21 protein-coding genes and 3 pseudogenes are annotated in these 23,641 nt (G+C 49.2%); 16 read left to right on the plus strand and 8 right to left on the minus strand.

Going from position 1 to position 23,641, the window contains the following annotated elements; all coding sequences use genetic code 11:
- Positions 1–26: 26 nt before the first annotated feature.
- Both KHX94_RS04860 and glnK read right to left on the minus strand, forming a co-directional pair.
- The gene (locus KHX94_RS04860) at positions 27–1,274 is read right to left on the minus strand and encodes an ammonium transporter (RefSeq protein WP_213682585.1); all 1,248 of its coding nucleotides are present in this window, start codon (positions 1,272–1,274) and stop codon (positions 27–29) included.
- An 11-nt stretch (positions 1,275–1,285) separates the two neighbouring features.
- Entirely contained in the window at positions 1,286–1,624 is a 339-nt protein-coding gene (gene glnK, locus KHX94_RS04865) for a P-II family nitrogen regulator (protein ID WP_213682586.1), read from the minus strand.
- 255 nt (positions 1,625–1,879) lie between these two features.
- On the opposite strand from glnK, the gene KHX94_RS04870 reads away from it, so the two are divergent.
- Positions 1,880–2,422: a hydrolase gene (locus tag KHX94_RS04870; protein ID WP_213682587.1), complete on the plus strand. Its 543-nt coding sequence runs from the start codon at positions 1,880–1,882 to the stop codon at positions 2,420–2,422.
- Between the two features lie 64 nt (positions 2,423–2,486).
- Here the strand turns inward: KHX94_RS04870 and nrfA are convergent.
- A pseudogene (gene nrfA, locus KHX94_RS04875) lies at positions 2,487–3,889 on the minus strand (ammonia-forming cytochrome c nitrite reductase).
- 312 nt (positions 3,890–4,201) lie between these two features.
- Between nrfA and narQ the strand changes: the two are divergent.
- Together narQ and KHX94_RS04885 are read left to right on the plus strand one after the other, a co-directional pair.
- Positions 4,202–5,908, plus strand: a complete 1,707-nt coding sequence (gene narQ, locus KHX94_RS04880; protein WP_213682589.1) for a nitrate/nitrite two-component system sensor histidine kinase NarQ — start codon at positions 4,202–4,204, stop codon at positions 5,906–5,908.
- Positions 5,901–6,527 (plus strand): response regulator, encoded by a 627-nt coding sequence (locus tag KHX94_RS04885; RefSeq protein ID WP_213682590.1) that lies wholly within the window; start codon positions 5,901–5,903, stop codon positions 6,525–6,527. Before narQ ends, KHX94_RS04885 begins: the two co-directional genes overlap by 8 nt.
- Positions 6,528–6,599: 72 nt before the next feature.
- Here the strand turns inward: KHX94_RS04885 and KHX94_RS04890 are convergent, their stop codons facing one another.
- On the minus strand, positions 6,600–6,974 hold the full coding sequence (locus KHX94_RS04890; protein WP_213682591.1) for a YacL family protein: 375 nt from the start codon (positions 6,972–6,974) through the stop codon (positions 6,600–6,602).
- 140 nt (positions 6,975–7,114) lie between these two features.
- Here KHX94_RS04890 and KHX94_RS04895 point away from each other — a divergent pair, with 140 nt between their 5' ends.
- On the plus strand, positions 7,115–8,083 hold the full coding sequence (locus tag KHX94_RS04895; RefSeq protein ID WP_213682592.1) for a zinc transporter ZntB: 969 nt from the start codon (positions 7,115–7,117) through the stop codon (positions 8,081–8,083).
- An 80-nt stretch (positions 8,084–8,163) separates the two neighbouring features.
- Here KHX94_RS04895 and fkpA read toward each other — a convergent pair whose 3' ends face one another.
- Positions 8,164–8,940 (minus strand): FKBP-type peptidyl-prolyl cis-trans isomerase, encoded by a 777-nt coding sequence (gene fkpA, locus KHX94_RS04900; RefSeq protein WP_213682593.1) that lies wholly within the window; start codon positions 8,938–8,940, stop codon positions 8,164–8,166.
- Between the two features lie 170 nt (positions 8,941–9,110).
- On the opposite strand from fkpA, the gene KHX94_RS04905 reads away from it, so the two are divergent.
- The 7 genes and pseudogenes from KHX94_RS04905 (at position 9,111) to KHX94_RS04935 (ending at position 15,862) form a co-directional block, all read left to right on the plus strand.
- On the plus strand, positions 9,111–10,085 hold the full coding sequence (locus KHX94_RS04905) for a WD40 repeat domain-containing protein (protein ID WP_213682594.1): 975 nt from the start codon (positions 9,111–9,113) through the stop codon (positions 10,083–10,085).
- Between the two features lie 3 nt (positions 10,086–10,088).
- Entirely contained in the window at positions 10,089–10,301 is a 213-nt protein-coding gene (locus KHX94_RS04910; RefSeq protein ID WP_213682595.1) for a SlyX family protein, read from the plus strand.
- Between the two features lie 39 nt (positions 10,302–10,340).
- Positions 10,341–10,826, plus strand: a complete 486-nt coding sequence (gene def, locus KHX94_RS04915; RefSeq protein WP_213682596.1) for a peptide deformylase — start codon at positions 10,341–10,343, stop codon at positions 10,824–10,826.
- Positions 10,823–12,181, plus strand: a pseudogene (locus KHX94_RS04920) (COG3014 family protein). Before def ends, KHX94_RS04920 begins: the two are co-directional and overlap by 4 nt.
- A 22-nt stretch (positions 12,182–12,203) precedes the next feature.
- A complete protein-coding gene (lpoB, locus tag KHX94_RS04925; protein ID WP_213682597.1) occupies positions 12,204–12,797 on the plus strand; it encodes a penicillin-binding protein activator LpoB in 594 nt (197 codons plus the stop codon).
- Positions 12,798–13,052: 255 nt separating this feature from the next.
- Positions 13,053–15,593: pseudogene (gene pepN, locus KHX94_RS04930) on the plus strand (aminopeptidase N); the annotation flags it as partial.
- Positions 15,594–15,652: 59 nt separating this feature from the next.
- Positions 15,653–15,862, plus strand: a complete 210-nt coding sequence (locus KHX94_RS04935; protein WP_213682599.1) for a Z-ring associated ZapG family protein — start codon at positions 15,653–15,655, stop codon at positions 15,860–15,862.
- Positions 15,863–15,983: 121 nt separating this feature from the next.
- Here KHX94_RS04935 and KHX94_RS04940 read toward each other — a convergent pair whose 3' ends face one another.
- Positions 15,984–16,598: a TetR/AcrR family transcriptional regulator gene (locus KHX94_RS04940; RefSeq protein WP_213682600.1), complete on the minus strand. Its 615-nt coding sequence runs from the start codon at positions 16,596–16,598 to the stop codon at positions 15,984–15,986.
- Positions 16,599–16,821: 223 nt separating this feature from the next.
- Here KHX94_RS04940 and KHX94_RS04945 point away from each other — a divergent pair, with 223 nt between their 5' ends.
- Both KHX94_RS04945 and KHX94_RS04950 read left to right on the plus strand, forming a co-directional pair.
- Positions 16,822–17,061 carry an NmrA family NAD(P)-binding protein gene (locus KHX94_RS04945; RefSeq protein ID WP_213682601.1) on the plus strand — a complete coding sequence of 80 codons (240 nt, stop codon included), beginning with the start codon at positions 16,822–16,824 and terminating at the stop codon, positions 17,059–17,061.
- A gap of 38 nt (positions 17,062–17,099) precedes the next feature.
- The gene (locus KHX94_RS04950) at positions 17,100–17,732 is read left to right on the plus strand and encodes a Rossmann-fold NAD(P)-binding domain-containing protein (protein WP_213682602.1); all 633 of its coding nucleotides are present in this window, start codon (positions 17,100–17,102) and stop codon (positions 17,730–17,732) included.
- A 391-nt stretch (positions 17,733–18,123) separates the two neighbouring features.
- Here KHX94_RS04950 and KHX94_RS04955 read toward each other — a convergent pair whose 3' ends face one another.
- A complete protein-coding gene (locus KHX94_RS04955; protein ID WP_213683328.1) occupies positions 18,124–18,690 on the minus strand; it encodes a phosphoribosyltransferase in 567 nt (188 codons plus the stop codon).
- A 298-nt stretch (positions 18,691–18,988) separates the two neighbouring features.
- On the opposite strand from KHX94_RS04955, the gene nfsB reads away from it, so the two are divergent.
- The 3 genes from nfsB (at position 18,989) to KHX94_RS04970 (ending at position 21,236) form a co-directional block, all read left to right on the plus strand.
- The gene (gene nfsB, locus KHX94_RS04960) at positions 18,989–19,642 is read left to right on the plus strand and encodes an oxygen-insensitive NAD(P)H nitroreductase (RefSeq protein ID WP_213682603.1); all 654 of its coding nucleotides are present in this window, start codon (positions 18,989–18,991) and stop codon (positions 19,640–19,642) included.
- 193 nt (positions 19,643–19,835) lie between these two features.
- Positions 19,836–20,402, plus strand: coding sequence for a DNA-J related domain-containing protein (locus KHX94_RS04965; protein ID WP_244859332.1), 567 nt, complete (start codon positions 19,836–19,838; stop codon positions 20,400–20,402).
- Between the two features lie 66 nt (positions 20,403–20,468).
- Positions 20,469–21,236 (plus strand): thiol:disulfide interchange protein DsbA/DsbL, encoded by a 768-nt coding sequence (locus tag KHX94_RS04970; protein ID WP_425314039.1) that lies wholly within the window; start codon positions 20,469–20,471, stop codon positions 21,234–21,236.
- 79 nt (positions 21,237–21,315) lie between these two features.
- Here KHX94_RS04970 and mrcB read toward each other — a convergent pair whose 3' ends face one another.
- Positions 21,316–23,640 carry a penicillin-binding protein 1B gene (mrcB, locus tag KHX94_RS04975; RefSeq protein ID WP_213682604.1) on the minus strand — a complete coding sequence of 775 codons (2,325 nt, stop codon included), beginning with the start codon at positions 23,638–23,640 and terminating at the stop codon, positions 21,316–21,318.
- Between the last annotated feature and the right edge of the window lies 1 nt (position 23,641).

Consider the following 23,641-nt stretch of genomic DNA (forward strand, 5'->3'; position numbering starts at 1 on the left):
CCCTGTTTCATTATATACCGAGATTATCAGGCGTTTTTGACAGTCACAAACTCTGGGTATGCATCTACCCCGCAGTCTGCGGCATCCACACCATTGTATTCTTCTTCTTCGGTGACGCGGATCCCCATGGTGGCTTTCAGAATAGCCCACACCACCAAAGAAGCGATGAACACCCAACCAAAGATACAAGCGGCACCCAATAACTGAGCACTAAATGTGGCATCTGGGTTGGACACAGGCACCATCAACACACCAAACAAACCACAGACACCGTGTACCGAAGTAGCCCCAACGGGATCGTCAATCTTAACGCGATCAAAGGCAACAATAGAGAAGACCACCAGAGCACCAGCCACTAAACCGATGATCCCAGCCATAACCAGTGATGGGTGTAAAGGATCGGCAGTAATCGCCACTAAGCCAGCCAGTGCACCATTAAGGATCATGGTTAAATCAGCCTTACCCCAAACCATCTTACACACAATCAAAGCGGCTACAGCACCAAAAGCGGCGGCTGAGTTAGTGTTGACAAACACTTTGCCGACAGCGGTAGCATTTTCAGCATCAGAAACCATTAGCTGAGAACCGCCGTTAAAGCCAAACCAGCCCATCCACAGAATAAAGGTACCTAAGGTTGCAAGAGGCAAGTTACAACCTGGAATAGGATTCACTGAACCATCTGCTGCATATTTACCTTTACGGGCACCGAGTAACAGTACACCCGCAAGCGCTGCCGATGCACCGGCCAAATGGACGATACCAGAACCCGCAAAATCAGAAAAACCAGCGGCAGACAGAAAACCTGCGCCCCAAGTCCAATAACCTTCAACAGGGTAGATAAAGGCCGTCATCACCACACTGAATATCAGGAAAGCCCACAGTTTCATGCGCTCAGCAACGGCACCAGAGACAATTGACATGGCGGTTGCAACAAACACTACCTGGAAGAAGAAATCAGATTCTAATGAATGGGTAGCATCTGACGCTTGAGTACCGATCAAGGCGCCAAAACTTGGTAACCAGCCACCTTCGGCATTATCCACATACATAATGTAATAACCTACCAACAGGTAAGTCACGCAAGAGATAGCATATAACACCACGTTTTTTGTCAGAATTTCCGTGGTATTTTTTGCTCTGACAAGCCCAGCTTCAAGCATCGCAAAACCGGCCGCCATCCACATAACGAGCGCACCGGATATCAAAAAATAGAACGTATCAAGTGCAAAGCGCAGCTCTGACACTGAAGTCCCCAATTTGGTTAATTCTTCCATCGTTTTCCCCTTTAAAGCGCTTCGTTATCAGTTTCGCCAGTACGGATACGGATGACCTGTTCTAGATCAGTGACAAAGATCTTGCCATCACCAATTTTGCCGGTGTGAGCCGCATTGGTAATAGCCTCCAGCAGGTGATCAAGGTTCTCTTCTTTGGTGGCAATTTCCAGTTTCACTTTTGGTAAAAAATCCACCTGATATTCCGCTCCGCGGTAAAGCTCAGTATGACCTTTCTGACGCCCAAACCCTTTCACTTCAGTGACTGTCATACCTTCAATGCCAATGCCCGCAATGGCCTCGCGGACATCATCAAGCTTAAATGGCTTGATGATTGCGCTGACTAATTTCATCCAGACCTCCCAAATCGCCTTTTTTGTGTGTGATGTTGGTTTGTGCAATTCAATCATCAGGCCAAGATGTTAAATTTTTGTTTTATAATAACTTAGATAAAACCTGCTAGATTTCTGCCAGCGTAAATGCACCAAAATGGTTCAATGATTTCATGAATGCACAATTTTGAGGCGTTCACGAATCGACTTTGGCCTTATTGGTAACTGTGCCGGAACAGGTTAATTTGTCAGGGATTATTTGTTACGGAGGGAGTTATGTTGCAAAGCACAGAAACCATTTTAGTGGTTGTGGATGTGCAGGGTAAGCTTGCCCGCATCATGTCGCAGACAACACAGCTACACCAACGCTTGCAGATCCTAGCGCAAGCCATGCCGCTGTTTGATATACCCGTGTTATGGCTAGAGCAACTGCCAGACAAACTCGGCGCCACCAGTGCTGAACTCGCCACCATTCTCCAGCAATACACCCAACCCATTGCTAAACAACACTTCAGTGGCTGGCAATGCGATAGTTTTCGGCAACAGTTACAATCCAGTGGTCGTCGCCAAGTGCTTCTCGCAGGTATTGAAACACATATTTGTGTCTATCAGACTTGCTGCGATCTGTTAAACGAAGGGTTAGACGTACATGTTATTGCCGATGCCGTAGACTCTCGCAGCCCAGAAAATCGAGTATTGGGGTTACAGATGATGCAACAACGTGGCGCTTGGCTCACCCAAACAGAATCATTGTTGTTTGAGTTACAGCAGCAAGCTTCTGGCGAGCGTTTTCGACAGTTGCTGTCATTGATTAAATAGCCTTCTAAAAAAATCCCCGCATAGTGAATGCAGGGATTTTTATTGTCATTAAACGCTAAGATAGTTACTTGTATGTCGCTTCGCGTTTTTCGCTTCAGCATCCCATACGGGTAATACTTCTTTCTTAAAGGCTTCTTTCTCAGACACCAGCTTAGTCATATCCAGGCCAACGGCAGCTTGAGCTTTAGCTTTGGTGGAAATATCAGGAATCGCCACTGGTTGCTTAACACCTTTGGCGGTTAGCAACTGCGCCAGTTTAATCCGCGCATTACCGGCAATCTCAACAGAGGAGCCCAGGATGCGTAACGCTTCGGTAGGATTATGCGCATACACACCATGAGAGGCGATAGCGTAATCCCAACGCCACTGTGCATGACGGATATCGGTTAGGATAGGTTTCATCTCATCAGCAGAGGCACCAGCAGCCCAAGCCGCACCCGCTTCAAAGTGAGCATGCACTAACTGCTCTTCGGCTTTAGCTTTCAGTTCTTTTACTTTCTTCTTGCCTGCTTCGTACTGTCCCAGCATCACTTCTTTGCTGGCGCTATGGCAACGAGCACAGGTTTCTTCAAAACGATCAAATGGATTACCTACTTTATGATCGGTAAAACGCTTGCCTTCAGCATTGGTTACTTTTGGCATATGGCAATCAACACAAGAAACATTATTTTGCCCATGTACGCTCAAAGACCAAGTTTCATAGCCTGGATGCTGTGCTTTCAGCATTGGCGTTTTAGAAATTTTATTGGTCCAGTCGGCAAAATCGATCTTGTCATAATAGGCTTCCATCTTTTCAACGGTCATACCGTCATCCCATGGAAACTTAACAAAACCTTTGCGGCCATCCACTTTTTCGAAGTAATACTCCACATGACACTGACCACACACCATAGACTGCTTGTCAGCATGTGAAGCTTTATCGAAGGGCTTGCCGATAGTCTCAAATGCTCGCTCCGCAAATGGACGACTCACACGCAGTTTTGGAGAGCCTTTTTCATGGCAGTCAGAGCAACCAATAGTGTTAGTGATCTCTGCCCCGCCTTTGAACCACTTCCCAGTAAAATAACCAGATTCCCCTTGTTCTTCGATGACTCTAGGAACATCTGGACTCTTACAGCTCCAACAAGCCATGGGCATGGGACCGTCTTCGGCAGTACGCGGCGCACCCGTACGCAAAGTGCTGCGCACATCAGTCACCGCATACATGTGGCCACGCGGTGCATTGTAATCTTTGGCAAAACCATAGCCTGCCCACAGAATCACCAGATTAGGATCTGCCGCCAGTAAATCCGTGTTCTCAGTGCTCTTGGCTGTGTCATGCCAGCTGTTGTATTGCTTACTAAATTTATCTTTGTAGATATCGTTGCGCGGCTCAGTTTTATCACTGGCGAAAGCGCCTGCAACCATGGCAGAAGCAGCAACCAGTACACCGAGTGCAACAGATTTTTTGCTGAAATTGTTCACCATCTTATCTCCGAGTCATTTTATTGTATGGGCCAAAGCCACGACATTTCGTAGTGAAATTAGCCACAAAAAGCTTCCTTAAAAATACCTCTAAGGAGATATTGGGCGGCAAATATGCGCCAGATCAAAATGTAAAGTAGATGTGGGTCACATTTTTAAGTTTTTGTTAAGTAAATTTATTTAATGCTAAAACAGCCATGCGTTATATAGCGTCCGTTATATGGATTTAGCGAGTTGCTCTGTTAAGCTCTTGTCATTCGTAGTTGCTGAAACGCTTATACTTTTGCGAAATCAGCTGAGATTGGAGTAACTCTGATGAAACGCGGCAGCCTTACCGCCTCCATTTTTTGGCTGATGTTGCTGTTGATCCTACTGTCCAGTGGTCTTGCAACATTTGCCATCATTAGCCTTAGCTACAGTTTAGGGGATGCCAAAGCCATCAATGCCTCCGGTTCTTTGCGTATGCAAAGTTATCGATTGTTATTTTATGCCAATGCGGGTAGCCATCAGGTTGAAACTAAGATCCAGGAGTTCGAGACAACGCTTCATTCAGATGCACTCACACGCTCTATGGACTGGTCATCCCCCAAAGCACTAAAACAACAATACCAATTGGTGATCCGTAAGTGGCAAGTGATGAAAACGTACGCCCAGCAAGAAAACTCCCGGGACTATGCTGCATCGGTAAAGGATTTTGTCGACACCATCGATATGTTGGTTTCAGAGATGGAACACCATGCAGCGTTCAAATTACGTTTGCTGGTGCTCAGCCAGATCATTGGGCTCGGCTTGATGCTGGTAATCGCCTTTATCACTGTCCGCTTTATGCGTCGCAAGGTGGCAGTACCGTTAAGGCAGATGATGGAGTCGGCCAACACCATCGCCAAAGGAGATTTCAATGTCACCTTGCCTGATACCGAATATGTGGAGTTAAGTGCCTTATCTGAAGCCTTGCACTACACGGTGAAGGAACTGGCAGCCTTGTATGGTGGGCTAGAATCACAAGTACAAGAAAAAACCTTAGCACTGACCAAAGCCAATAATGAGCTGACGTTTCTCTATGACAATTTGATCATGCTTAATTCGGGTACGCTTAATACCGATTTAATGCGAAAATCATTAATAAAATTAAGGAACTATGAAAAGCTTTGTCATGTACGCCTGATCATTCAACAAGATGACGAAGAGATGGATATCATCTCGGCTGATGACGAATGGCCACAAAACCAACCCGCCACCCACTTTGAGGTGAAATTTGAAGGCAAGCGGCTGGGCTATCTGGAAGTGATATCACCAAGGGCGTTGAACGCTGTACTGTTTGAAAATTTTGCCATCATGTTGGCGCGCTCCATCATCATCCACAATGCCAGTGAAGAACGGCAACAGCTGGCGTTGCTGGAAGAACGTGCGGTCATTGCCCGTGAGCTTCACGACTCGCTAGGACAACTACTGTCGTTTTTAAAGATCCAGATCAGCCTGCTACGTAAAAGTCTCAACGCCAGTTGCCGCACCGATAAAGTCGATAAACAACTGAACGAACTCAATGACGGTGTCAGCACCGCTTATCTGCAACTGCGGGAACTGCTGTCTACTTTTCGGCTGACGGTCAAAGAACCCAATCTACGCAACGCCTTGGAGGCCATGCTGGAGCAGTTAAAATCGCAAACCTCAACGCGTATTGTCTTAGACTACAAACTGCCATCACAGCTACTGGCCGCCCACCAGCATATTCATATTCTACAATTGACGCGCGAAGCCACACTGAATGCCATCAAACATGCAAATGCCAGCCAAATCAAAGTTTCGTGTGAAAGAAATGCCGATAATATGGTGCAAATTGAAATCAGTGACGATGGTATTGGCATCAATCATCTCAAGGAGCGAGATCAGCATTTTGGCATAGGGATCATGCATGAGCGCGCCAGCCGCCTTTCAGGTGAAGTAAGTTTTTCCAGCAACCATGCTGGCGGTACTTCCGTCACCTTGATATTTCCGCCCCAACTGGAGTCAGACAATGACTAAACCCTATTCTGTGTTGGTGGTCGATGATCACCCCTTGTTGCGTCGAGGCATTTGCCAACTGCTAGAGTCAGACGGTGACTTTACCCTGTTTGGCGAGGCTGGTAGCGGCATAGATGCATTGTCGGCAATCGTTGACAATGAACCTGACATCATATTGCTCGATCTCAACATGAAAGGGATGTCGGGGCTGGACACACTCAACGCCCTCAGACAGGAAGACGTGACTTCGCGGATTGTGATTCTGACGGTATCGGATGCCAAACAGGATGTGGTGCGCTTACTGAAAGCTGGTGCCGATGGCTATCTGCTCAAAGATACCGAACCCGATCTGTTGTTAGAACAGTTGAAAAAAGCCATGTCTGGGCAACGGGTGATAAGCAGTGAAGTCGCAGAATTTATGCTGGAGATGAATAGCAGCAACGAAGAGGACTGGATTGAAGCCCTCACCCCGCGTGAGTTGCAACTACTACAACATTTGGCCGAAGGGCTGAGCAACCGCATGTTATCTGAAGTGCTGCATATCAGTGAAGGAACCGTCAAGGTGCACGTCAAAAACCTGCTGCGCAAAGCCAACGCCAAATCACGCACCGAAATAGCCGTACGTTACCTAAACCGCTAACGTCAAGAGGGCACGCATAAAGCCAACCACAAAACGTTGGCTTTGCTGTCACCCACTCAACAGACCAACGGCTTAGCGGCCAGCGAGATAGTCACACCAACTCTGTAATACGGCCTGAAAATCTTCTAATCCGCAATCTGCCGCCGATTCCGCATCGTAAAACGATAACCCCTCTTCGGCACTATCGCTGGGAACGTCATAGCCTAAAACATTGGCGAATACCCGAACCTGCTCAGCGTCCATTTCCAGTGTCAGATCGTGGCCAATCCAGCGCCATTCCTGCAATTTCCCCTGCTGCAATGCCACAATAGCGGTAGTTAACTGTTCGCACAGCGTTTTGTCTTCTGCCAATTCCTCTGAAAACCAGCGCCCAAGGACTTCATGTTCCATACTGAAACGGGCCAACGGCAGACCGGTAATGGGATTGCGCCGAAATTCGTATTCCATGGATTTTCTCACGCAAATGAATTTTCACCGTTAATTTTAACTCAGCCACCACAGGAATGCTGTTCAATCCTTGCGCCAACACTTCTTTTTCTGGCCTAACTGCGTTAGTTTTTGATTATCAACAGAGATTAGGAGTTTCCATGGCAGAAGGACTCATCAGCGGTTTACTGCTCAACGGCACGAACGCCAGCCAACACCTGACACTGGAACAAGCTGGCAATTGGCAACCTCAGGACGGTTTGTTGTGGCTGCATTTTGACTACAAGCATAAAAAAACACGTCACTGGCTGAAAAACATCTGCAAACTGCCACCATTAGAAACTGACGCCTTGCTAGTACAAGATACCCGTCCACGCATTGTCCGAGCGGGCAACGGCCTATTACTGGCGCTGCGGGGCATAAACCTTAATCCAGGTGCGGACCCAGAAGACATGGTGTCAATCCGTTTGTATATTGATCAGCAAAGGATCATCAGTACCTGTAGTCGTGAATTGTTGTCGGTTAAAGAAATCCAACAAGCCATTAGCGATGGCGGTGGGCCGCAAAACAGTGGTGATTTTCTGCTGTCACTGTGCGATCGGCTGACCGATCGTAAAATCGATTTTATCGACCAGCTAGAAGACAAGTTGGCCGATATGGAAGAGTTGCTGGTATCCGGTGAAGGCCGGGAGTTAAGAGTCGATGTGGCAGAACTCAGGCGCCAAACGGTCGTCTTGCGCCGCTATCTGGCACCGCAACGGGAAGCTTATATCAAGTTGCTCAATGACCCGGCCAACTTGTTTGATGACAGCCAGAAACGGCGCTTTGGCGAGATCAGCGATACGCTGATGCGTGGTATTGAAGACCTCGATTCCATCCGTGAACGTGCCACCGTGGCACAGGAAGAACTGCAAAATCGGCAAACCGAGGCGCTGAATCAGCGGTTGTATTTTCTGGCCTTAATCAGTGCGATTTTCCTGCCGTTGGGGTTTCTCACAGGCTTGCTAGGGGTCAATATTGCCGGGATTCCTGGCGCTGATAGCCACTGGGCATTTGCGGCATTTTGTGGTTTTCTGCTGTTGTTGGTGGGGTTGCAACTGTGGTTGTTCTATCGTTTCCGCTGGTTGTAACTTTGTGGCTAGTGCCACGGACGCAGTACAGGAACAGAAAAGGGACGACAAGCGTCCCTTTTCTCATTCAAACGGTAATTTTATTTGGTCGCATCAGCGGCTGGCTTTTCGGCATCAGCAGCGGGTGTAACGCCCAACAATTCCACTTCAAAAATCAAGGTGGAGTTGGCAGGAATAGTGCCCATATCGCGGTCACCATAAGCTAGGGCAGCGGGGATCACGAAACGATATTTAGCGCCCACAGACATCAGTTGTACACCTTCAGTCCAGCCGGGGATAACGCGGTTTAGCGGAAATTCGATAGGTTCGCCACCATGCTTATCTGTGCTGTCAAACTCGGTACCATCAAGCAGCATACCTTTGTATTTCACTTTGACAGTATCTTCTGCTTTTGGCTTGGCACCTGTGCCTTCTTGCAGCACTTCATATTGCAGGCCAGATTCAGTGGTCTTCACCCCGGCTTTGCTCTTGTTTTGCTCCAGATAGTGCTGACCATCTTGCAGATTCTTGTCTGACACTTCTTTGGCTTTGGTCTGGCGCTTGTCATTTACTTTCTTATCCAGCGCTTCAAGGATTTTTTGCATTTCATCATCCTTGAGCTGAATATTGCCCGCCAGCCCCTGTTTAAACCCTGCAACAATCAGCTCACGATCAACCGGGATCCCGAGTTCTTCCTGTTCCTTGATATGACCAGCCATGTAACGCCCGATGGAAGCCCCGACACTGTATGCTTCTTTCTGAGTATCAGTGTTCAGTTGTACATTGGTATCACTTGCGGCGGTTTTCTGTTCCTGGTTACAAGCCGCCAGCCCAATCACAGCCAGCGCTACCAATGAAAATTTGTAAAATGGTCTCATGAAAAGCTTCCTCGGGATCTTCAGTTGGTTACAATTAACCTAAAATAGTTAGAGCGACTCACTTTATACCAGTTGCCGATAACTTACAAAGCGAGCATAACGGCAGCTAGATGATTGCTGCAACGATACATGGTTCACGGAAAACAGACCATTAACGGCAGGACTAGTTCATGGATTTTTACCGTTTGTTGCAAATTTGTTCGGCATTGCTGCTGGGGGCAATATTGGTGAGCTGTTCACCGTCGCCACTCAGCAGTAAAACGCTGCTAACGGAGCCCAGTTACAGTGCCAGCCTGTCTCAGGATGGTCAGTATGCCCTGCTCAGTAATAAGGATGGCATCTTCTTCTGGGATGTTAACCAGCCCCAACCACGTTATCACTGGATCCAAGGCAGCCAGAACAATGACGTGATTGCCACCGACATCTCTCCCAACAATCAGTATGCCATTACCATGAGCAATGATTCGGTAGCGCTGTGGCGTACGGCAGATGGCAGCGCCCTCGGCTGGTGGTCGTTACCCGTCACGGCACAAGCGGTTGCAGTTGCTAACAATGGTCAGTTCCTGGCGGGGCTAGCCGATGGCAGCGTTATGGCGCTCAATCCGCAGCATCAGGTGCTGATAAAATTTCTGGGGCATCATGAAAAGGTCAACAGCGTTGCCATCTCGGCCGACGGCAGTTTGGCGTTAACGGCAGACAACGCCGCCAAAGTGCTGCTGTGGCATACAGGGAACGCCCAGATTCAACAACAGTGGCAGTTGCCATCGCGAGTGCTAAACGTCACCATGAGTCCCGACGGTCGGCTGCTGTTTATGTCAGACAGCACGGGGGATGCTTGGATCCGCGACGGTCTCAGTGGCAAAACCATCAGTAAATTGAAAATTACCACCCGACAGATGAACTTTTCCAGCGCCCGCTTTATCCAAAACAACACGCGTTTGCTGACTGGCACCCCCGCCAGAGAACTACAGCTATGGCAGACTGCCACTGGCAAAAAAATCGCCAGCTGGCAGGTTTCTTTACCGAACAAGCCACTGCCACAGAGCGCGGTGGTTTACTCTGTGTCACAATGGCAGGGAAATAGTGTCCAGAGTCTCAGCAGCACCAGCTTACTGGAGCGCTGGCAAATACCGGAACAGAGGTAGAAAATGCAACAAACGGCGAACAGGATCGAAGAACTGGAAACCAAATTGGCATTTCAGGAGATCACACTGGAAGAGCTGAATCAAGAGGTTATCGCCCTAAATAAAGTCGTAGCGGAACAGCAATTCCAGTTACAATTGATCATTTCCAAACTGAAAGTCATTGAACCAAGCAATATTGCGACCCAAGGTGAAGAAACGCCGCCACCGCATTATTAATGCGGGCAGCGCTTGTCACCAGAAACTGAGGGATAACGGATGCTGACCATAATGACCCATGGACAGGCAGTATTGACGCAGACAGCCGCACCTGTAACTGTGTTCGACGATGCGTTGCGCGCGTTGGCTGACGAGATGCTGCAAACCATGAAAGCCGCTAACGGTGTCGGGATTGCAGCACCTCAGGTTAACCGCAGTGTGCAGTTATTCATCATGGCTTCTAATCCCAACCCACGTTACCCAGATGCGCCAGTGATGCCACCACAAGTGGTGATCAACCCGCAAGTGTTGCGCTGCTCGACTGAGATGGTCGACGGTGATGAAGGCTGTCTATCACTTCCAGGCGAGCGCTGCAGCATTCTGCGACATCAGGCACTGGAAGTGCGCTATCAGGATTTGACCGGAGAGTGGTGCCAGGAGCAACTAACGGGATTTATCGCCCGCATCTTTCAGCATGAATTTGACCATCTTAATGGCATTACCCTCCGAGAAAGACTGGCATTGCAGCAGGAGACACAACAGTGAGATTGCGCCGTTTTCGCTGCTGGCCATGGTTACTCTTACTCTTGTTACTACAAGGTTGTGCCTATAACAGCGTACTGATTGCCTATCCGAGCCAACTGGCAGAAACCAAAAAGCCCTTAATTCTGCCGAGCCCAAAGCCACTATCAACAAACTGGCAGACGGTATCAGCAGTCGAGATGGCTTACTTTACGCGGAAGAAGCCGGTCGGGTGGCACAAATAGCGGGCGATTTCACGGCCAGTAAGGATTTTTATCAGGCGGCCGTAAACGACTATGAAAAATATGACGCTCAGGCACAGATAAGTCTGTCAGATGTTGGCGCTAAAGGTAGCAGCCTGCTAGTCAATGATAACGTCATCCCTTATCGCGGCCCAGGTTATGAGCGCATTTTGGTGCATCAGTATCAAGCGCTCAATTACCTGTTCAGCGGCGATACGGCTGGAGCCTTAGTAGAAGTTCGCCGCAGCAACGAACTGCAACAGTTAGAACAACAGCGCTATGAAGCCTCCAGCAAAACGGTGCAGCAGATGGAAAACGGTACCGTAAGTGCCGAGATGGCGCGTCTCAGCCAGGCATCGGGAAATCTGACCAGCTCATTTCTCAGTGCCTACAGCTATTATGTCACTGGACTGCTGCACGAACTGCTGGGCGAAGCTAACGATGCCTTTATCGACTACCGTAAAGCGGCGCAGCTAGCACCAGAAAACCCCTATATCCAACAGGATTTAGTCAGGCTCGCCAAAGCCTTACAGATGCCACAGTACGATGAGTTCCGCCAGCGTTGGGGAAGCCCAACACCCCGCTGCCAACCAGGGGAAAGTGGTGTTTATTGTGGAGCAGGGATTTGTGCCTTACAAAGACAGTTTTGGCGTGCCCTTTACTATCAATGGCAATTGGCAAACTATCTCGCTGCCAACCTATCGAGGCAATTATCTCTCGCCCAGTGGTGATACCATTAACGGCCTGGGAACGCCTTTAGTTACCGCGCCCGTAGTCAATATCGGCGCACTGGCGATGACGGCATTGAAAGAACAATTACCTTGGTTGTTGGCGCGGCAAGTCGCCCGAGTTTACGCTAAATCTGAACTCGCACGGCAAGCGGAAGGTCGTAATGGTCAGACGGTTGGCAGTGTTCTGATGCAGATTTTCAACGTGGTAACAGAACAGGCTGATCGCCGCAGTTGGTTAACCCTGCCCGCAGCGGCACAGATAGCCCACAGCTATGTAAATGCCGGCACTTATCAGATAAATCTGCTGCACGGTACGACAGAGATTCAGGTTCAGCGTGGTAAAACTACGCTGGTTTGGGTAATAGATACTGGCAATGTGACGCGTTTTTATACTAGATTGATTTGACAACATGGAAATGGAACGGACTATGAAACACTTTAAGTTGCTTATACTGATGGCGATGGCTATTGGGCTCTCCGCCTGTCAATCCAAGGTGGAATATGGTGATGCCACCGAAGTGGAAACCGTCAACGAGAATTTCGGCTCTACCGATCTGCAAGCGATTACCGACAAGATGGTAGACAGCATGATGACCTTCCCATCGGTAGTGGCACTCACCGCCAACAGTCGGCCCATTATTTTTGTGGATTCCATCAAGAATAAAACTTCAGAACATATCGATACCGAATCGGTCACCGATTCCATCAGTAACAAATTACTGCGCTCCGGTAAATTCCGCTTTATCGATATGACCAAAGTCGATTCAGTTCGCAAACAACTGGATTATCAGAATAATGCGGGCATGGTCGATCCTTCTACCGCCATCAAGTTTGGTCGTCAGATCGGCGCGCAATATATGCTTTACGGCAACTTATCCAGCATAGTTAAGCAGGATGGCAGCACTAAAGACGTCTATTACAAGATGACCATGCGGCTGATGGATCTGGAAACCGGGCTGATCGAATGGTCAGACGAGAAAGAGATCCGCAAGACCCGTAGCAAATCGTTCCTCGGACTGTAAGCCGAAACTGCCAATGAAGCCGCCGACTGGCGGCTTTTTTGTAACACTTCTGTTTTGGTATTTAACAGTATTTGACGTAAGTTATAACGCTGGCTCGAAAAGCCACCTTCAAGACAAACACAACAAAATAGCAAGGAATCAACAGTGAAGTCGCTTATGCGGATTAAGCAGTTTGGCATGATAGTGCTGGCCACCGCCGCACTCAGTGCCTGGCAGCACCAATAACACCCAAGTTCCCTCGCGGGATAACTCCCCTATCTGACACAAGCACAAGCAATGGCACGCTCAGCCAGAGTCAGCAATGTCAGTTATGATCTGGATTTTAAGCTCGATGGCAGCGACAGCTTTGCCAATCAGACCACCATCCATTTCACCTTGGCGGATAACAGCAATCCTCTAACATTGGATCTCAACAAAGCCAATATTCAACGGTTAGAGATCAATGGGCATGTGCTGTATCCAAACTACAACGGCCTGTACCTGAGCCTGAATCCCAAGTTATTGCTAAAAGGCGATAATCTGGTGAAAGTCAGCTTTACCCGTAAGCATTCCACTAACGGTGAAGGGCTGCACCGTTTTGTTGATCCGGTCGATGGCAAAGTTTATCTGTACTCCCATTTTGAGCCCGCCGCGGCACAACAGATGTTTGCCGTGTTCGACCAACCGGATATCAAGGCCACCTACAAGCTTACTGTTCGTGCCCCCGCAGACTGGCAAGTGATCAGTGCCACCCGAGAAGAAAACATCGTCAATGATGGCAATTTCCGTGTTTGGCATTTTCCAGTAAGCCCTAAGTTGAGTCCGTACAACTTCTCACTACATGCTGGCCCGTACCACATGTGGCAAGACGACAAGAGCGGTCCCTACCCCATGCGCCTGTTTGCCCGCCAATCAGTGGCCTCACAGGTTTATCCGCAGGACTGGTTCCGTTATACCTCAGCAGGGTTGAAATTTTTTGAGAACTATTTTGGCGTAAAATACCCGTTCAAAAAGTACGATCAGGTGTTAGTACCTGACTTCCTGTACGGCGCGATGGAAAACGCTGGTGCCATCACTTTTGCAGAGGGGCGTTTCCTTTACAAAGCTAAAATGACCAAGGATCAGCAGCAGATGCTGGCCGGCGTGATCCTGCATGAAATGGCACACCAATGGTTTGGCGATCTGGTGACCATGAAGTGGTGGAACGGCTTATGGCTTAACGAAAGTTTTGCCTCATTCATGGGTACGCTGGCTACCGCTAACGCTACCGAGTTTGATTATGCTTGGCGCAGTTTTTATGCCGGTGGGAAGCAAAATGCCTATGACAAGGACAGCCGCGTCACCACCCACCCAATTGAAGTGCCAGTTCCAACTACGGGTAACGCTTTCGATAACATTGATGCCATCACCTATTCCAAAGGGGCCTCAGTGCTAAAACAGCTGCGTCATCTGTTAGGCGAAGAGGTGTTCCGTAAAGGCGTTAGCGAGTATTTACATACTTATGCCTGGCAAAATGCCACCTTGGACGATTTCATTGGCAGCTTAGCGAAGGCCGCTCACCGTGATTTAAGCCAATGGACTCAGGACTGGCTGTACACTGCGGGGGTGAATAGCCTTGAAGCCAGTTTCCAGTGTAGCAACGGTAGCATCAGCAACTTTACCTTGACTCAAGCTCCCGCCGTTACCGGACAAGCAACACTGCGCGAGCAAAAAGTGCAGATAGCACTACTGCACAAACAGCATCAGCAGTTAACACTGAGCAAAACCGTGGCCGTAACCTATCAGGGGGCCAGCACCCAAGTCCCCGCACTGATTGGGGAACAATGCCCGGATCTGGTGTATCCCAACTATGACGACTGGGGATTTGTCAAAGTAAAACTGGATGACAGATCCTTTGCTACCGCGCGCGACCACCTCGCCGGGGTTAGCGACCCCTTGCTGCGCGCCATGTTATGGCAAAGTTTGTGGGACAGTGTTATGGCTGGCAATCTGCCGCTGAACGACTATCTCGATACTGTCTTTGTGAACTTGCCGAAAGAGCAGGATTACACACTGATTGGTCAGATCCTGCGGACATTACACACCAGCCAGCATTGGTTAGCACAGATGGCGCCGCTGCATGCCGATTATCGTGACAAAGTCACACGTGCACTGGCCCAAATGAGCCTGCGGTTGACCATGGAAACCGCAGGGAATAGCGACCTGCAACGCCGCTGGTTTAATGCCTACATCGATTTTGCCCGTGATACAGAAGCGCTAACACACTTGGAAAAATTGCTCAGCGGACAAGCCAAACTTGATGGGATTACGCTGGATCAAGACACCCGCTGGTACATAGTACGGCAACTGAATCGTTATGATTATCCAGGTAGCAAAGCCCTGCTTAAACAGGAAGCGGCCAAAGATAATAGCGATACCGGCATTAAAGCTGCACTCGCTGCAACCGTGATCCGTCCAGAAGCAGACATCAAACGGGAATGGCTTGGCCGGATCCAAAATCAGAGTGGTGAAGCCTTCCCGAAATTGCGCATCGCCATGGCCAATCTGTATCCAGCAGAGCAACAACGCTTAAATGCGGCAACGGCTGAAGAACGGCTCGATACGCTGGCACAAATGGATCAGAGCAAAGGGCCAGTATTTATGCGCACTTATGCACCAACCATGATCCCAACAGAATGTAACCACAGTTCCGTCAACCGCCTGCAACAAGCGGTAAAAGATAATCCGACCTTGTCGGTAATCACCATGCGGACACTGAAAGAACTGTTACAGGAAGAACAACGTTGTGTGGTGGTTGCTGAGAAAATTACTCGCTAACGAAAACGCTGACCATGCGGCTATGGTCAGCGTTCTTTAACGAGTTAAAGGAGACTGAAATGGGCTTAATTTCGCTGATTGCTATCATCGTTATTGGTTACTTTGTTGTTACCCTGGTTAAGGACTACAACGGGCGACAACAACAGGACTCGCATCAACTCGAAGCGTTACAACAGGAAGTGGCAGATCTAAAACAGCGCGTGGTGACATTAGAAGCCATTGTGGTGGATAGAGATGAGGCGCTACGGCAGAAATTCCGCGATTTGTAACCGCTCAGGCAAACCATTAGGGCACGATTAAAGTGCCCTTTTTATTGCCCAATTAGCACAGTCTGCTGCCGTTCACATAGGCGTATTGACGCAAAGGTGCAATCACCATTTATGGCATAAGTCACGCATTGTCCAAGCTTGGCGCTGGCGCATGTTCTGGTGCCAACCACGCCGGATACATAGCTTCGATGACTGCCAACAACATCTCTTCATCCCGGGGTGCCGGGATCCGTAACCAGGCTTCCACCGCGCCAGCAACACCATGAGCCAAATAAGAAGCAAATAGCGGCAGAGTATGTGGATCCATCATTGGTGGGATAGCAAAACCACCACTTAAAATCAGACGTGTGGACTGTTCAATATGCTCGGCCAGCACTATTCGTAGTGCGTACACAGAAGTTGAATGACTTGGGCCCGCATAAATCTGTTCATGCTTTAACACATGCTGGAAAATGCCTTGCAGTGTGCTGCGCGTTAAGTGACGCAGCAGTAAGCCATCCTGGCGTAATCTGTCCATGCCTATACGACGAACTTCATCTAACTCGCTCGCAAGCACATGCGTCAACAGCGCCGCCGGTGACTGAGCATGGTCGTAGAATGTGCCACGGTTCACGCCCGCGCATCGTGTTAACTCAGCAACCGAGACACTGTTGATATCGCGTTCAGCGGCCAGAGCCAGCACGGCTTCTGCTAGACGGGCGCGGGTTCGCTCAACTCGAACATCGCAAACAGGCATATCGTTGGGAGCACTTTTTTCGTTGGCACGCCGCCTCCTGAAACTCAAAGACAATTTTTATCACAGTTGCAATCCGACAAGTGTCGATTATAATGCAAAAATCGACACCTGTCGCCAATTTTGGCTTGCATCACTGTTGCCGCATGCAAGGCACGTCAGAGCGTTAAGCCGCTTCGATGTTTGGTCGGCTACGATGAACTTGAGGCAACCATAAGGAACCGAAATGACTGAGAAGATTGTAGTTGTGGCTGGCGCATCCGGAGTGCTCGGCGAAGATATTGCCAATGCTCTGCTAAACAAACCAAACGTGCAAGTACGCATATTAACTCGGCCACAGAGTGTAGAAAAGCTCGCGGCCTTGAAGGACAAAGGTGCCGAGATTGTGGCAATTGACCTTGAACAAAGCAGCAGCGAACAACTGGCATCAGCACTGTCTGGTGCCTTTTCCTGGTCTCAGCCTTAAATGGTGGCAACGATATCATCGTTGGTGCACAGACCCGTTTGCTACACGCTGCCCGCCAGGCCGGAGTTCGCAGATTTATCCCGTCCAGCTTTTCCTACAATATTTTTGGCCTCGATGATGGTGACAACCCCAACACCGATGAACGCCGTGAGTTTGCCAAGATAGCAGATAGTGAACGCGGAGAGGTTGAGGTGGTTCATATACTGAATGGCGCATTCCTTGATAAACGGATTGTTTTTGGTTTCCTCGGGGCATTCGATTTGCAAAAGGGGCAAGCGTTGCTCTGGGGCGACGCTGATGCAGTCACGGATGTCACCACCTATTGGGATACCGCGCGCTTCACTGCGGAGGCAGCGGTTGACGAAGCGCCATTGCCAAAGGTGTTGGAAGTCGCTGGCGAGACATTGAGCTTCAATGAACTGGTCAAAGCCTATGAAGACGCGTCAGGAAAATCGCTCACAATCGTAAACAAGGGCAGCTTGGACGATCTCGACCAAGAGATTGCCCGTAAGCGACAAGCTGAACCAGGCAACTTCTACGCTTGGTTGCCGCTGATGTACTATCGCGGTTCATTCGGCGGTAAAGGCAAGCTGAAAGCAATTGCAAACAGTCGTTATCCAGCAATCAAGCCAGAAACTGTGCGCGAATACGTCCAACGGGAAAAGCTCTAAAGACTTAGGGCGCGCAATCGACCACACTGCGCGCGGTCAGCGTGGTCTATGGGCATGTCTGCCACCGCGCAGATCTTTGAATAAATGGATTGGCCGTATGCTTGCCAACACGCAAGTTGAGTGACACACAGCCGGCTTAGACGTTGCAGTATGCTAATGCTCGGTAATCTAGGATAGATCCAACGGCACGAGGACAACGCCCACATAAGCCTGAATCACGCAACAAGGCGACATAACATGGGTGAGTCGAAGAGGGATCTTATGTTCGCTGCCATCGTAATGGCAGCGTCATAAAATATAGCTAATACACTGTTTTAATTATAATTTAAGCCAAACATTGCTTATTTACAACGTTCGACACCAGCCATTGCTGGTCAGCCGCACGCCTTAGTTATATAAACAACTCATGAATATTACGCAGGTCGCTTTTACCTTCGCTCAGCTCTTCTGGTGTCAGCCCAGAGACTTCGTGCGGAAACACTAGCCATTCATCAGAAGAATGGATGTAGTAATCCGGCTTCATCGGCACCATAGTATTTTTGGGTTTGTAATAAGGACAAGCGATACGGATCTCCCGAGGCAGGTTCAGGCGCATCATCTGTGACAGTTTTTCTTTCAAGGCATATACGCTACGACCGGAGTCAAATACATCATCGACAATCAGCAATGCATCATCAGCATTGGCATTTTCCATGATGTAGTGCAAACCATGCACTTTGATCTCTTTACTCTGCTTATCGTTGCCGATGCCATAGTATGAAGAGGTGCGAACGGCGATATGATCGGTTTCGACTTTTTTGAAATCAAAATATTCCTGTACCGCAATACCGATTGGAGCACCACCGCGCCAGATCCCCACAATAAACTGCGGGCGAAAGCCACTGTTATAAACCTGAGCTGCCAGGCGGAATGAATCTTCCAGTAATTCCTGTGCGGTGATATAGCGTTTTTCGATCATTGCAACGACCCCATCATGTAACATGCCAATTCCCAGCCGCCCCAACTGTGCGTCACAACAGTTGTCTGTCACCCGTGGTGTATTGAAAAGACGGTTTCCGGTTTTGGGCGCGCATTTTATACCAATTTAGCGGTTACCGCCTTGCTTTATGCAGTTTCTTTTGTGAAATGCAGCAAAAGTATCTGCAAAAAATTAACCGCCTTGGTAAGCCGTGCCGCCAGACCACTTTTATCATTGTAAAACAATGGCGACATCGTAGAATGCAAGGTCGCGGTTTAGTGTAATACAGGAACAAGAAATGACTGATTTAACAACTATTGTTAAGCGCCGCTACACCAGCAAGGCGCTGGATCCCAACAAAAAAATTCCCCAAGAAAAAATTGATCAGCTAAAAACCCTGTTGCAGTTTGCACCTTCTTCGGTCAACTCCCAGCCATGGCATTTTGTTATTGCCGCGACCGCTGAAGGAAAGGCTAAAGTCGCTGAAGCTACTGTCAACTATGCCTTTAATACACCGAAAATCCTGAATGCTTCTCACGTGGTGGTGTTGTGTACTCGCAATTACATCACCGATGAATACTTGGAGCATCTGGCTGACCAGGAACAACAGGATGGCAGGATCCCTGATGAAGCTGCCAGACAAGCACTGCAAAATGGCCGCAAATTTTTCGTCAATATGCACCGTTATGAACAAAAAGATCTGCAACACTGGATGGAAAAGCAAACCTATCTGGCGCTGGGAACTTTACTGCTGGGTGCTAGCGTCTTAGAGATAGGCGCCACACCGATAGAAGGATTTGACGCGACCACCCTTAATAAAGTACTGGGGCTGCGTGAGCAAGGACTTAACGCCAGCGTTATTGTGGCGCTAGGCTACAGTGATGCCAGCGACTTTAATGCCAAACTGCCTAAGTCTCGCTTGCCGCAGCATGAGGTTATCAACGAAATTTAAGTGACTTAAGGGAACAGCATACGGCTGTTCCCTGCTATTTCTGGGCACTTTTAGCTTGCTCCGTGAGCGAGCTGTGGCATAGTAGGTTTTATCGCCAGTTCAGGAAGAATGACGCTATGCTGCTTGCCAGACCTGCTATCCCCCACCTGCCGATGACGCTTCAGATATTTGCCGCCATCATGAAGACAACCCGTTGATATGGCCATTGATGACACTGCTGAAAGCCTCGATACACAGCTGGAAAGTGCATCATCTTGCCGCAGAGTTACAACAACGGGGATTGATGAGCCAGCTTGATGACAATCCTGAAAAAGATCTGTTCAAACGTAATTTTCTGTTGATGAATGCACTCTACGAATTGCAGGAAATGCTCTTGCCGCAGCAGTGGCTGCAAGTGCAATCGATGGAGATCAAGCTGTTTCGTATTGCGCCAGCAAATCCACGCAGGTTGCAACTTCAGGATCAGTCATTGCGAGATTATTACCTAGACTGGCGCAATTACGACACCTGCGCCAATGTCGTCAAAGAGATGCTGGCGTCATTCTGGCACTCTTATCAGCAATATATTGGTGCAGTGCCAGAGCGATTGGCCTACCTGGAAGCATTACAGGTCATGGAACTCGACAACACTGCCAGCGAACGTGATATCCGCCGCCAATGGCGCAAACTGGCGTTACGTTGGCATCCTGATAGGCCCGATGGTGATGCGGCAAGATTTCGCGAAGTCTGTGAAGCCTGGCAAGTGTTACGCGGTAGTTGAGCATGAGCTGTCTCACATCTTAGTGGTCAGTTTACACGCTGCATCAGTAAATTAAGCGATAATTAAGTGTGTCAGCCTAAGCTCGACACCAGCAGTTCTGACGATATTCAACAGCGAATTAAGGAGTCTATTTTGCTCAAGCCCATTCTGGCCGCAGTGGTAATTTCCGTGGCGTCTCTCTCCGCTCAGGCTGCGGATTTCATTGAAGGTAAACACTACACCCAGATTGCCGATAAAGGCAGTGCAACGCCCAACGTAAGTGAGTTCTTCTCTTTCTATTGTCCACACTGTTACCAGATGTCGCAGAAATACCTGCCGTTCATTAAAACCAACCTCAAACCAGATGTGGCATTCGAAAGCAAGCATGTCGACTTTATGAACAGTGCCCTCGGCACAGAAGTGATGAAGTCCCTCGCCGTTATGGAGCAACTGGGGCTGGAAAAACAGCTGGCGAACCAGATGTTTGGCGCTATCCAGGGCGATGATGACCACAGCCAAGCCGGTCACCAACATCAATCGACTATCAACAGTCGGGATGATATCAAAGCGATTTTTGCCAAAGCCGGAGTCGATGCAGCGAAATATGATGAAGTGGCCGACAGCAGTGCCGTCAATGACACCATCAAATTATGGCGGAAACAGCAGAACGATTACCGGATCGATAGCGTACCGACCTTTGTCGTTAATGATAAGTACATGATTAACTTATCTGAAATGCACAACATCAAAGAACTTGTCGATCTCATCAACTATCTGGCAACTGAAAAAGATGAGAAAAATCAGGTGGCAGTGTCGGCTGGGTATTTATCGCACTGTGCGGATTGGCAGCGCTGACTCGTCGCCGAGTATAGTGATTGCTAGCAATACCAAGGGCCACTTGATGTGGCCCTTGTCATATCCAGACAATACTGATTTACCCACCAAACATCCGTTGCCACCAAGGACGTGGCTCACCACAATTAGCCGCCGGATGATAGCTATCAACTAGAGCTGGCGCCGCCACCACATCACTACAATCACGCTGTTTAGCCGCGCCGGTATCTCGATCAAAATACCCCTGAACAACCCCGCTTACAGGCGGTAACCTTAATGACAACGGGGCGCGATAATTAAGGAAACTACGATAAATAGCCATGGCACCACTGCTGCCATATAACCCAGTTTTACCATTATCGTCCCGACCAACCCAGATAGCGGCCACGTTACGTTCATCAAAACCAGCAAACCAAGAATCGCGTTGATCGTTACTGGTACCAGTTTTACCCGCGAGTTTAACACCGGGGAACGCTGCCCCAAGTTTGGCCGCAGTGCCGGTTTGCACTACCTGAGTCAAGGCGTACTGCACTAGGTAGTTTACCGCCGGATCAATGGCTTCTGTCTGTGGCAGATGGCTGACTTGCAACGGCTGGTTATCTTTATCCAGCACGGCGGTGACCGCATACAGTTGCCGATAATGACCATTATTTGCCAGCGTTTGATACACCTGAGCCACCATCAGTGGTGAACCGTTGACCGCTCCCAGTAACATCGACGGGTAAGCCGCCACCGACTCAGACCACCCCGCTTGCTGCAAGGTGGTTGCGACCGCATCCAGGCCGACAGCCATGCCCAGATTCACCGTTGGCACATTCATGGACTTTGTCAGTGCCGTCAGCAAGGAAACTTGCCCACTGAACTGACGATCATCATTTTTGGGTGACCAGGTTTTACCCTGTTCATTTTTCAGGGTAATGGGTTCATCTTTCAGCGGTGTCAGCAAATTATAGTTATTGCCCTGAGCTAGTGCCGTGGCATAAACAAAGGGTTTTACTAATGAACCAATTGGCCGCCGGATCTCTTCAGCACGGTCGAAACCGTCATATCCAGGATTACGATCGCCCACCATGGCCGCAATACCGTAGGTATAACGTTCGGTGACCACCATTCCCGCCTGTAACCCAGTATTTTTACTGTCCAGAGACTTGATAGTGGCACTCACCGCTTTTTCTGCGGCTTCCTGTGCCAATGGATCAAGTGTGGTATACACCTTAATCCCAGATTGCTTGAGCAAGGCATCACCATAACGCTCACGCAGTTCCTGTTTCACCCGCGCAAAAAATGCTGGCAGTTTTTGATGCACCGGACGGGCGCCATTACGCAATCCCAAAGGAGAAGCCGCCGCAACTTTATACTGTTCTACGCTGATTTTATTGCCTTCCATCATCAGCCGTAGCACCAGATCACGCCGCTCCTGAGCCCGCTGCGGATAACGCCAGGGATTGTAATAGGATGGGCCTTTGATCTCCGCCACTAACAGCGCTTGCTGCGCCAAGGTTAGCTCCCCGATGGGCCGCCCAAAATAAAACTGCGAAGCCAGCCCCATGCCGTGGATTGCCCGGTTATGGTCCTGCCCCATGTAAACTTCGTTCAGATAAGCTTCGAGGATCTCCTGTTTGCTGTAGCGTGCATCAATGATGACCGCCATCAGCGCTTCACGGATCTTGCGAATGAGCGAACGTTCACTGGTCAAAAAGAAGTTCTTGGCTAGCTGTTGCGTTAGGGTTGAACCACCTTGCACCGTGCGACCGGCACTGAGATTAACCATCGCCGCCCGCACAATCGCCAGCGGATTAATACCATAATGTTCGTAAAAACTGCGATCTTCGGTGAGCAGCAAACCGTCCACCACAGATTGCGGGATCTCTTTCGTCGGCACAAATAATCGGTCTTCACCATCGCCGGTAACGATACGATCCAGTAGCACGGGCTCTAGGTGGAACACCGCGAGTTGTCGACGATCGCTCAAACGATCAACCGCGGCCACGCCATTGCTGTCAAAGCTCACCATCACTTGTTGTGCGGGTTGCTGCCCTTCGGGATGTAAAAACGGTCGGCGCCACAGTTCGACTCGAGTAGAAGATGCCGAAAACTCACCAATCTGCCGCGGGTTAGCCACCTTGCGGTAACCCAACAGTTTGAGTTCATCGATAAACTGCGAGTGGCTCACCGGCGCGCCGGGATAAAGCGCCATTGAGCGACTGAAGATCTGCGCGGGCAGATACCACTTCTGGCCTTCAAATTTACGGGCAATAATCTGATCTAAATAGATGCAGTACACCGCCAGCACCGCCGCAGTAACCAGTGCCAACTTCCAAGCAAAAGACCATAACTGCCGCCAAAATCCACCCGCGTTCTTGGCTTTGGTGGCGGCTTTGCCGTTTTTAGCACTACTTTTTCGATTATTTTTCGCAGTTGTCATG

It is taken from the genome of Shewanella dokdonensis (genome assembly GCF_018394335.1).
GTDB lineage: Bacteria > Pseudomonadota > Gammaproteobacteria > Enterobacterales > Shewanellaceae > Shewanella > Shewanella dokdonensis.

What these genes read in the sequence shown, in the direction of transcription:
- KHX94_RS04940 (WP_213682600.1), bottom strand. Translation starts at nt 16,598, where the DNA reads ATGCCTGTTTGCGATGTTCGAGTTGAGCGAACCCGCGCCCGTCTAGCA.
- fkpA (WP_213682593.1), bottom strand. Translation starts at nt 8,940, where the DNA reads ATGAGACCATTTTACAAATTTTCATTGGTAGCGCTGGCTGTGATTGGG.
- glnK (WP_213682586.1), bottom strand. Translation starts at nt 1,624, where the DNA reads ATGAAATTAGTCAGCGCAATCATCAAGCCATTTAAGCTTGATGATGTC.
- KHX94_RS04945 (WP_213682601.1), top strand. Translation starts at nt 16,822, where the DNA reads ATGACTGAGAAGATTGTAGTTGTGGCTGGCGCATCCGGAGTGCTCGGC.
- KHX94_RS04890 (WP_213682591.1), bottom strand. Translation starts at nt 6,974, where the DNA reads ATGGAATACGAATTTCGGCGCAATCCCATTACCGGTCTGCCGTTGGCC.
- KHX94_RS04905 (WP_213682594.1), top strand. Translation starts at nt 9,111, where the DNA reads ATGGATTTTTACCGTTTGTTGCAAATTTGTTCGGCATTGCTGCTGGGG.
- KHX94_RS04870 (WP_213682587.1), top strand. Translation starts at nt 1,880, where the DNA reads ATGTTGCAAAGCACAGAAACCATTTTAGTGGTTGTGGATGTGCAGGGT.
- KHX94_RS04955 (WP_213683328.1), bottom strand. Translation starts at nt 18,690, where the DNA reads ATGATCGAAAAACGCTATATCACCGCACAGGAATTACTGGAAGATTCA.
- def (WP_213682596.1), top strand. Translation starts at nt 10,341, where the DNA reads ATGCTGACCATAATGACCCATGGACAGGCAGTATTGACGCAGACAGCC.
- lpoB (WP_213682597.1), top strand. Translation starts at nt 12,204, where the DNA reads ATGAAACACTTTAAGTTGCTTATACTGATGGCGATGGCTATTGGGCTC.
- KHX94_RS04910 (WP_213682595.1), top strand. Translation starts at nt 10,089, where the DNA reads ATGCAACAAACGGCGAACAGGATCGAAGAACTGGAAACCAAATTGGCA.
- KHX94_RS04885 (WP_213682590.1), top strand. Translation starts at nt 5,901, where the DNA reads ATGACTAAACCCTATTCTGTGTTGGTGGTCGATGATCACCCCTTGTTG.
- KHX94_RS04860 (WP_213682585.1), bottom strand. Translation starts at nt 1,274, where the DNA reads ATGGAAGAATTAACCAAATTGGGGACTTCAGTGTCAGAGCTGCGCTTT.
- narQ (WP_213682589.1), top strand. Translation starts at nt 4,202, where the DNA reads ATGAAACGCGGCAGCCTTACCGCCTCCATTTTTTGGCTGATGTTGCTG.
- nfsB (WP_213682603.1), top strand. Translation starts at nt 18,989, where the DNA reads ATGACTGATTTAACAACTATTGTTAAGCGCCGCTACACCAGCAAGGCG.
- mrcB (WP_213682604.1), bottom strand. Translation starts at nt 23,640, where the DNA reads ATGACAACTGCGAAAAATAATCGAAAAAGTAGTGCTAAAAACGGCAAA.
- KHX94_RS04895 (WP_213682592.1), top strand. Translation starts at nt 7,115, where the DNA reads ATGGCAGAAGGACTCATCAGCGGTTTACTGCTCAACGGCACGAACGCC.
- KHX94_RS04935 (WP_213682599.1), top strand. Translation starts at nt 15,653, where the DNA reads ATGGGCTTAATTTCGCTGATTGCTATCATCGTTATTGGTTACTTTGTT.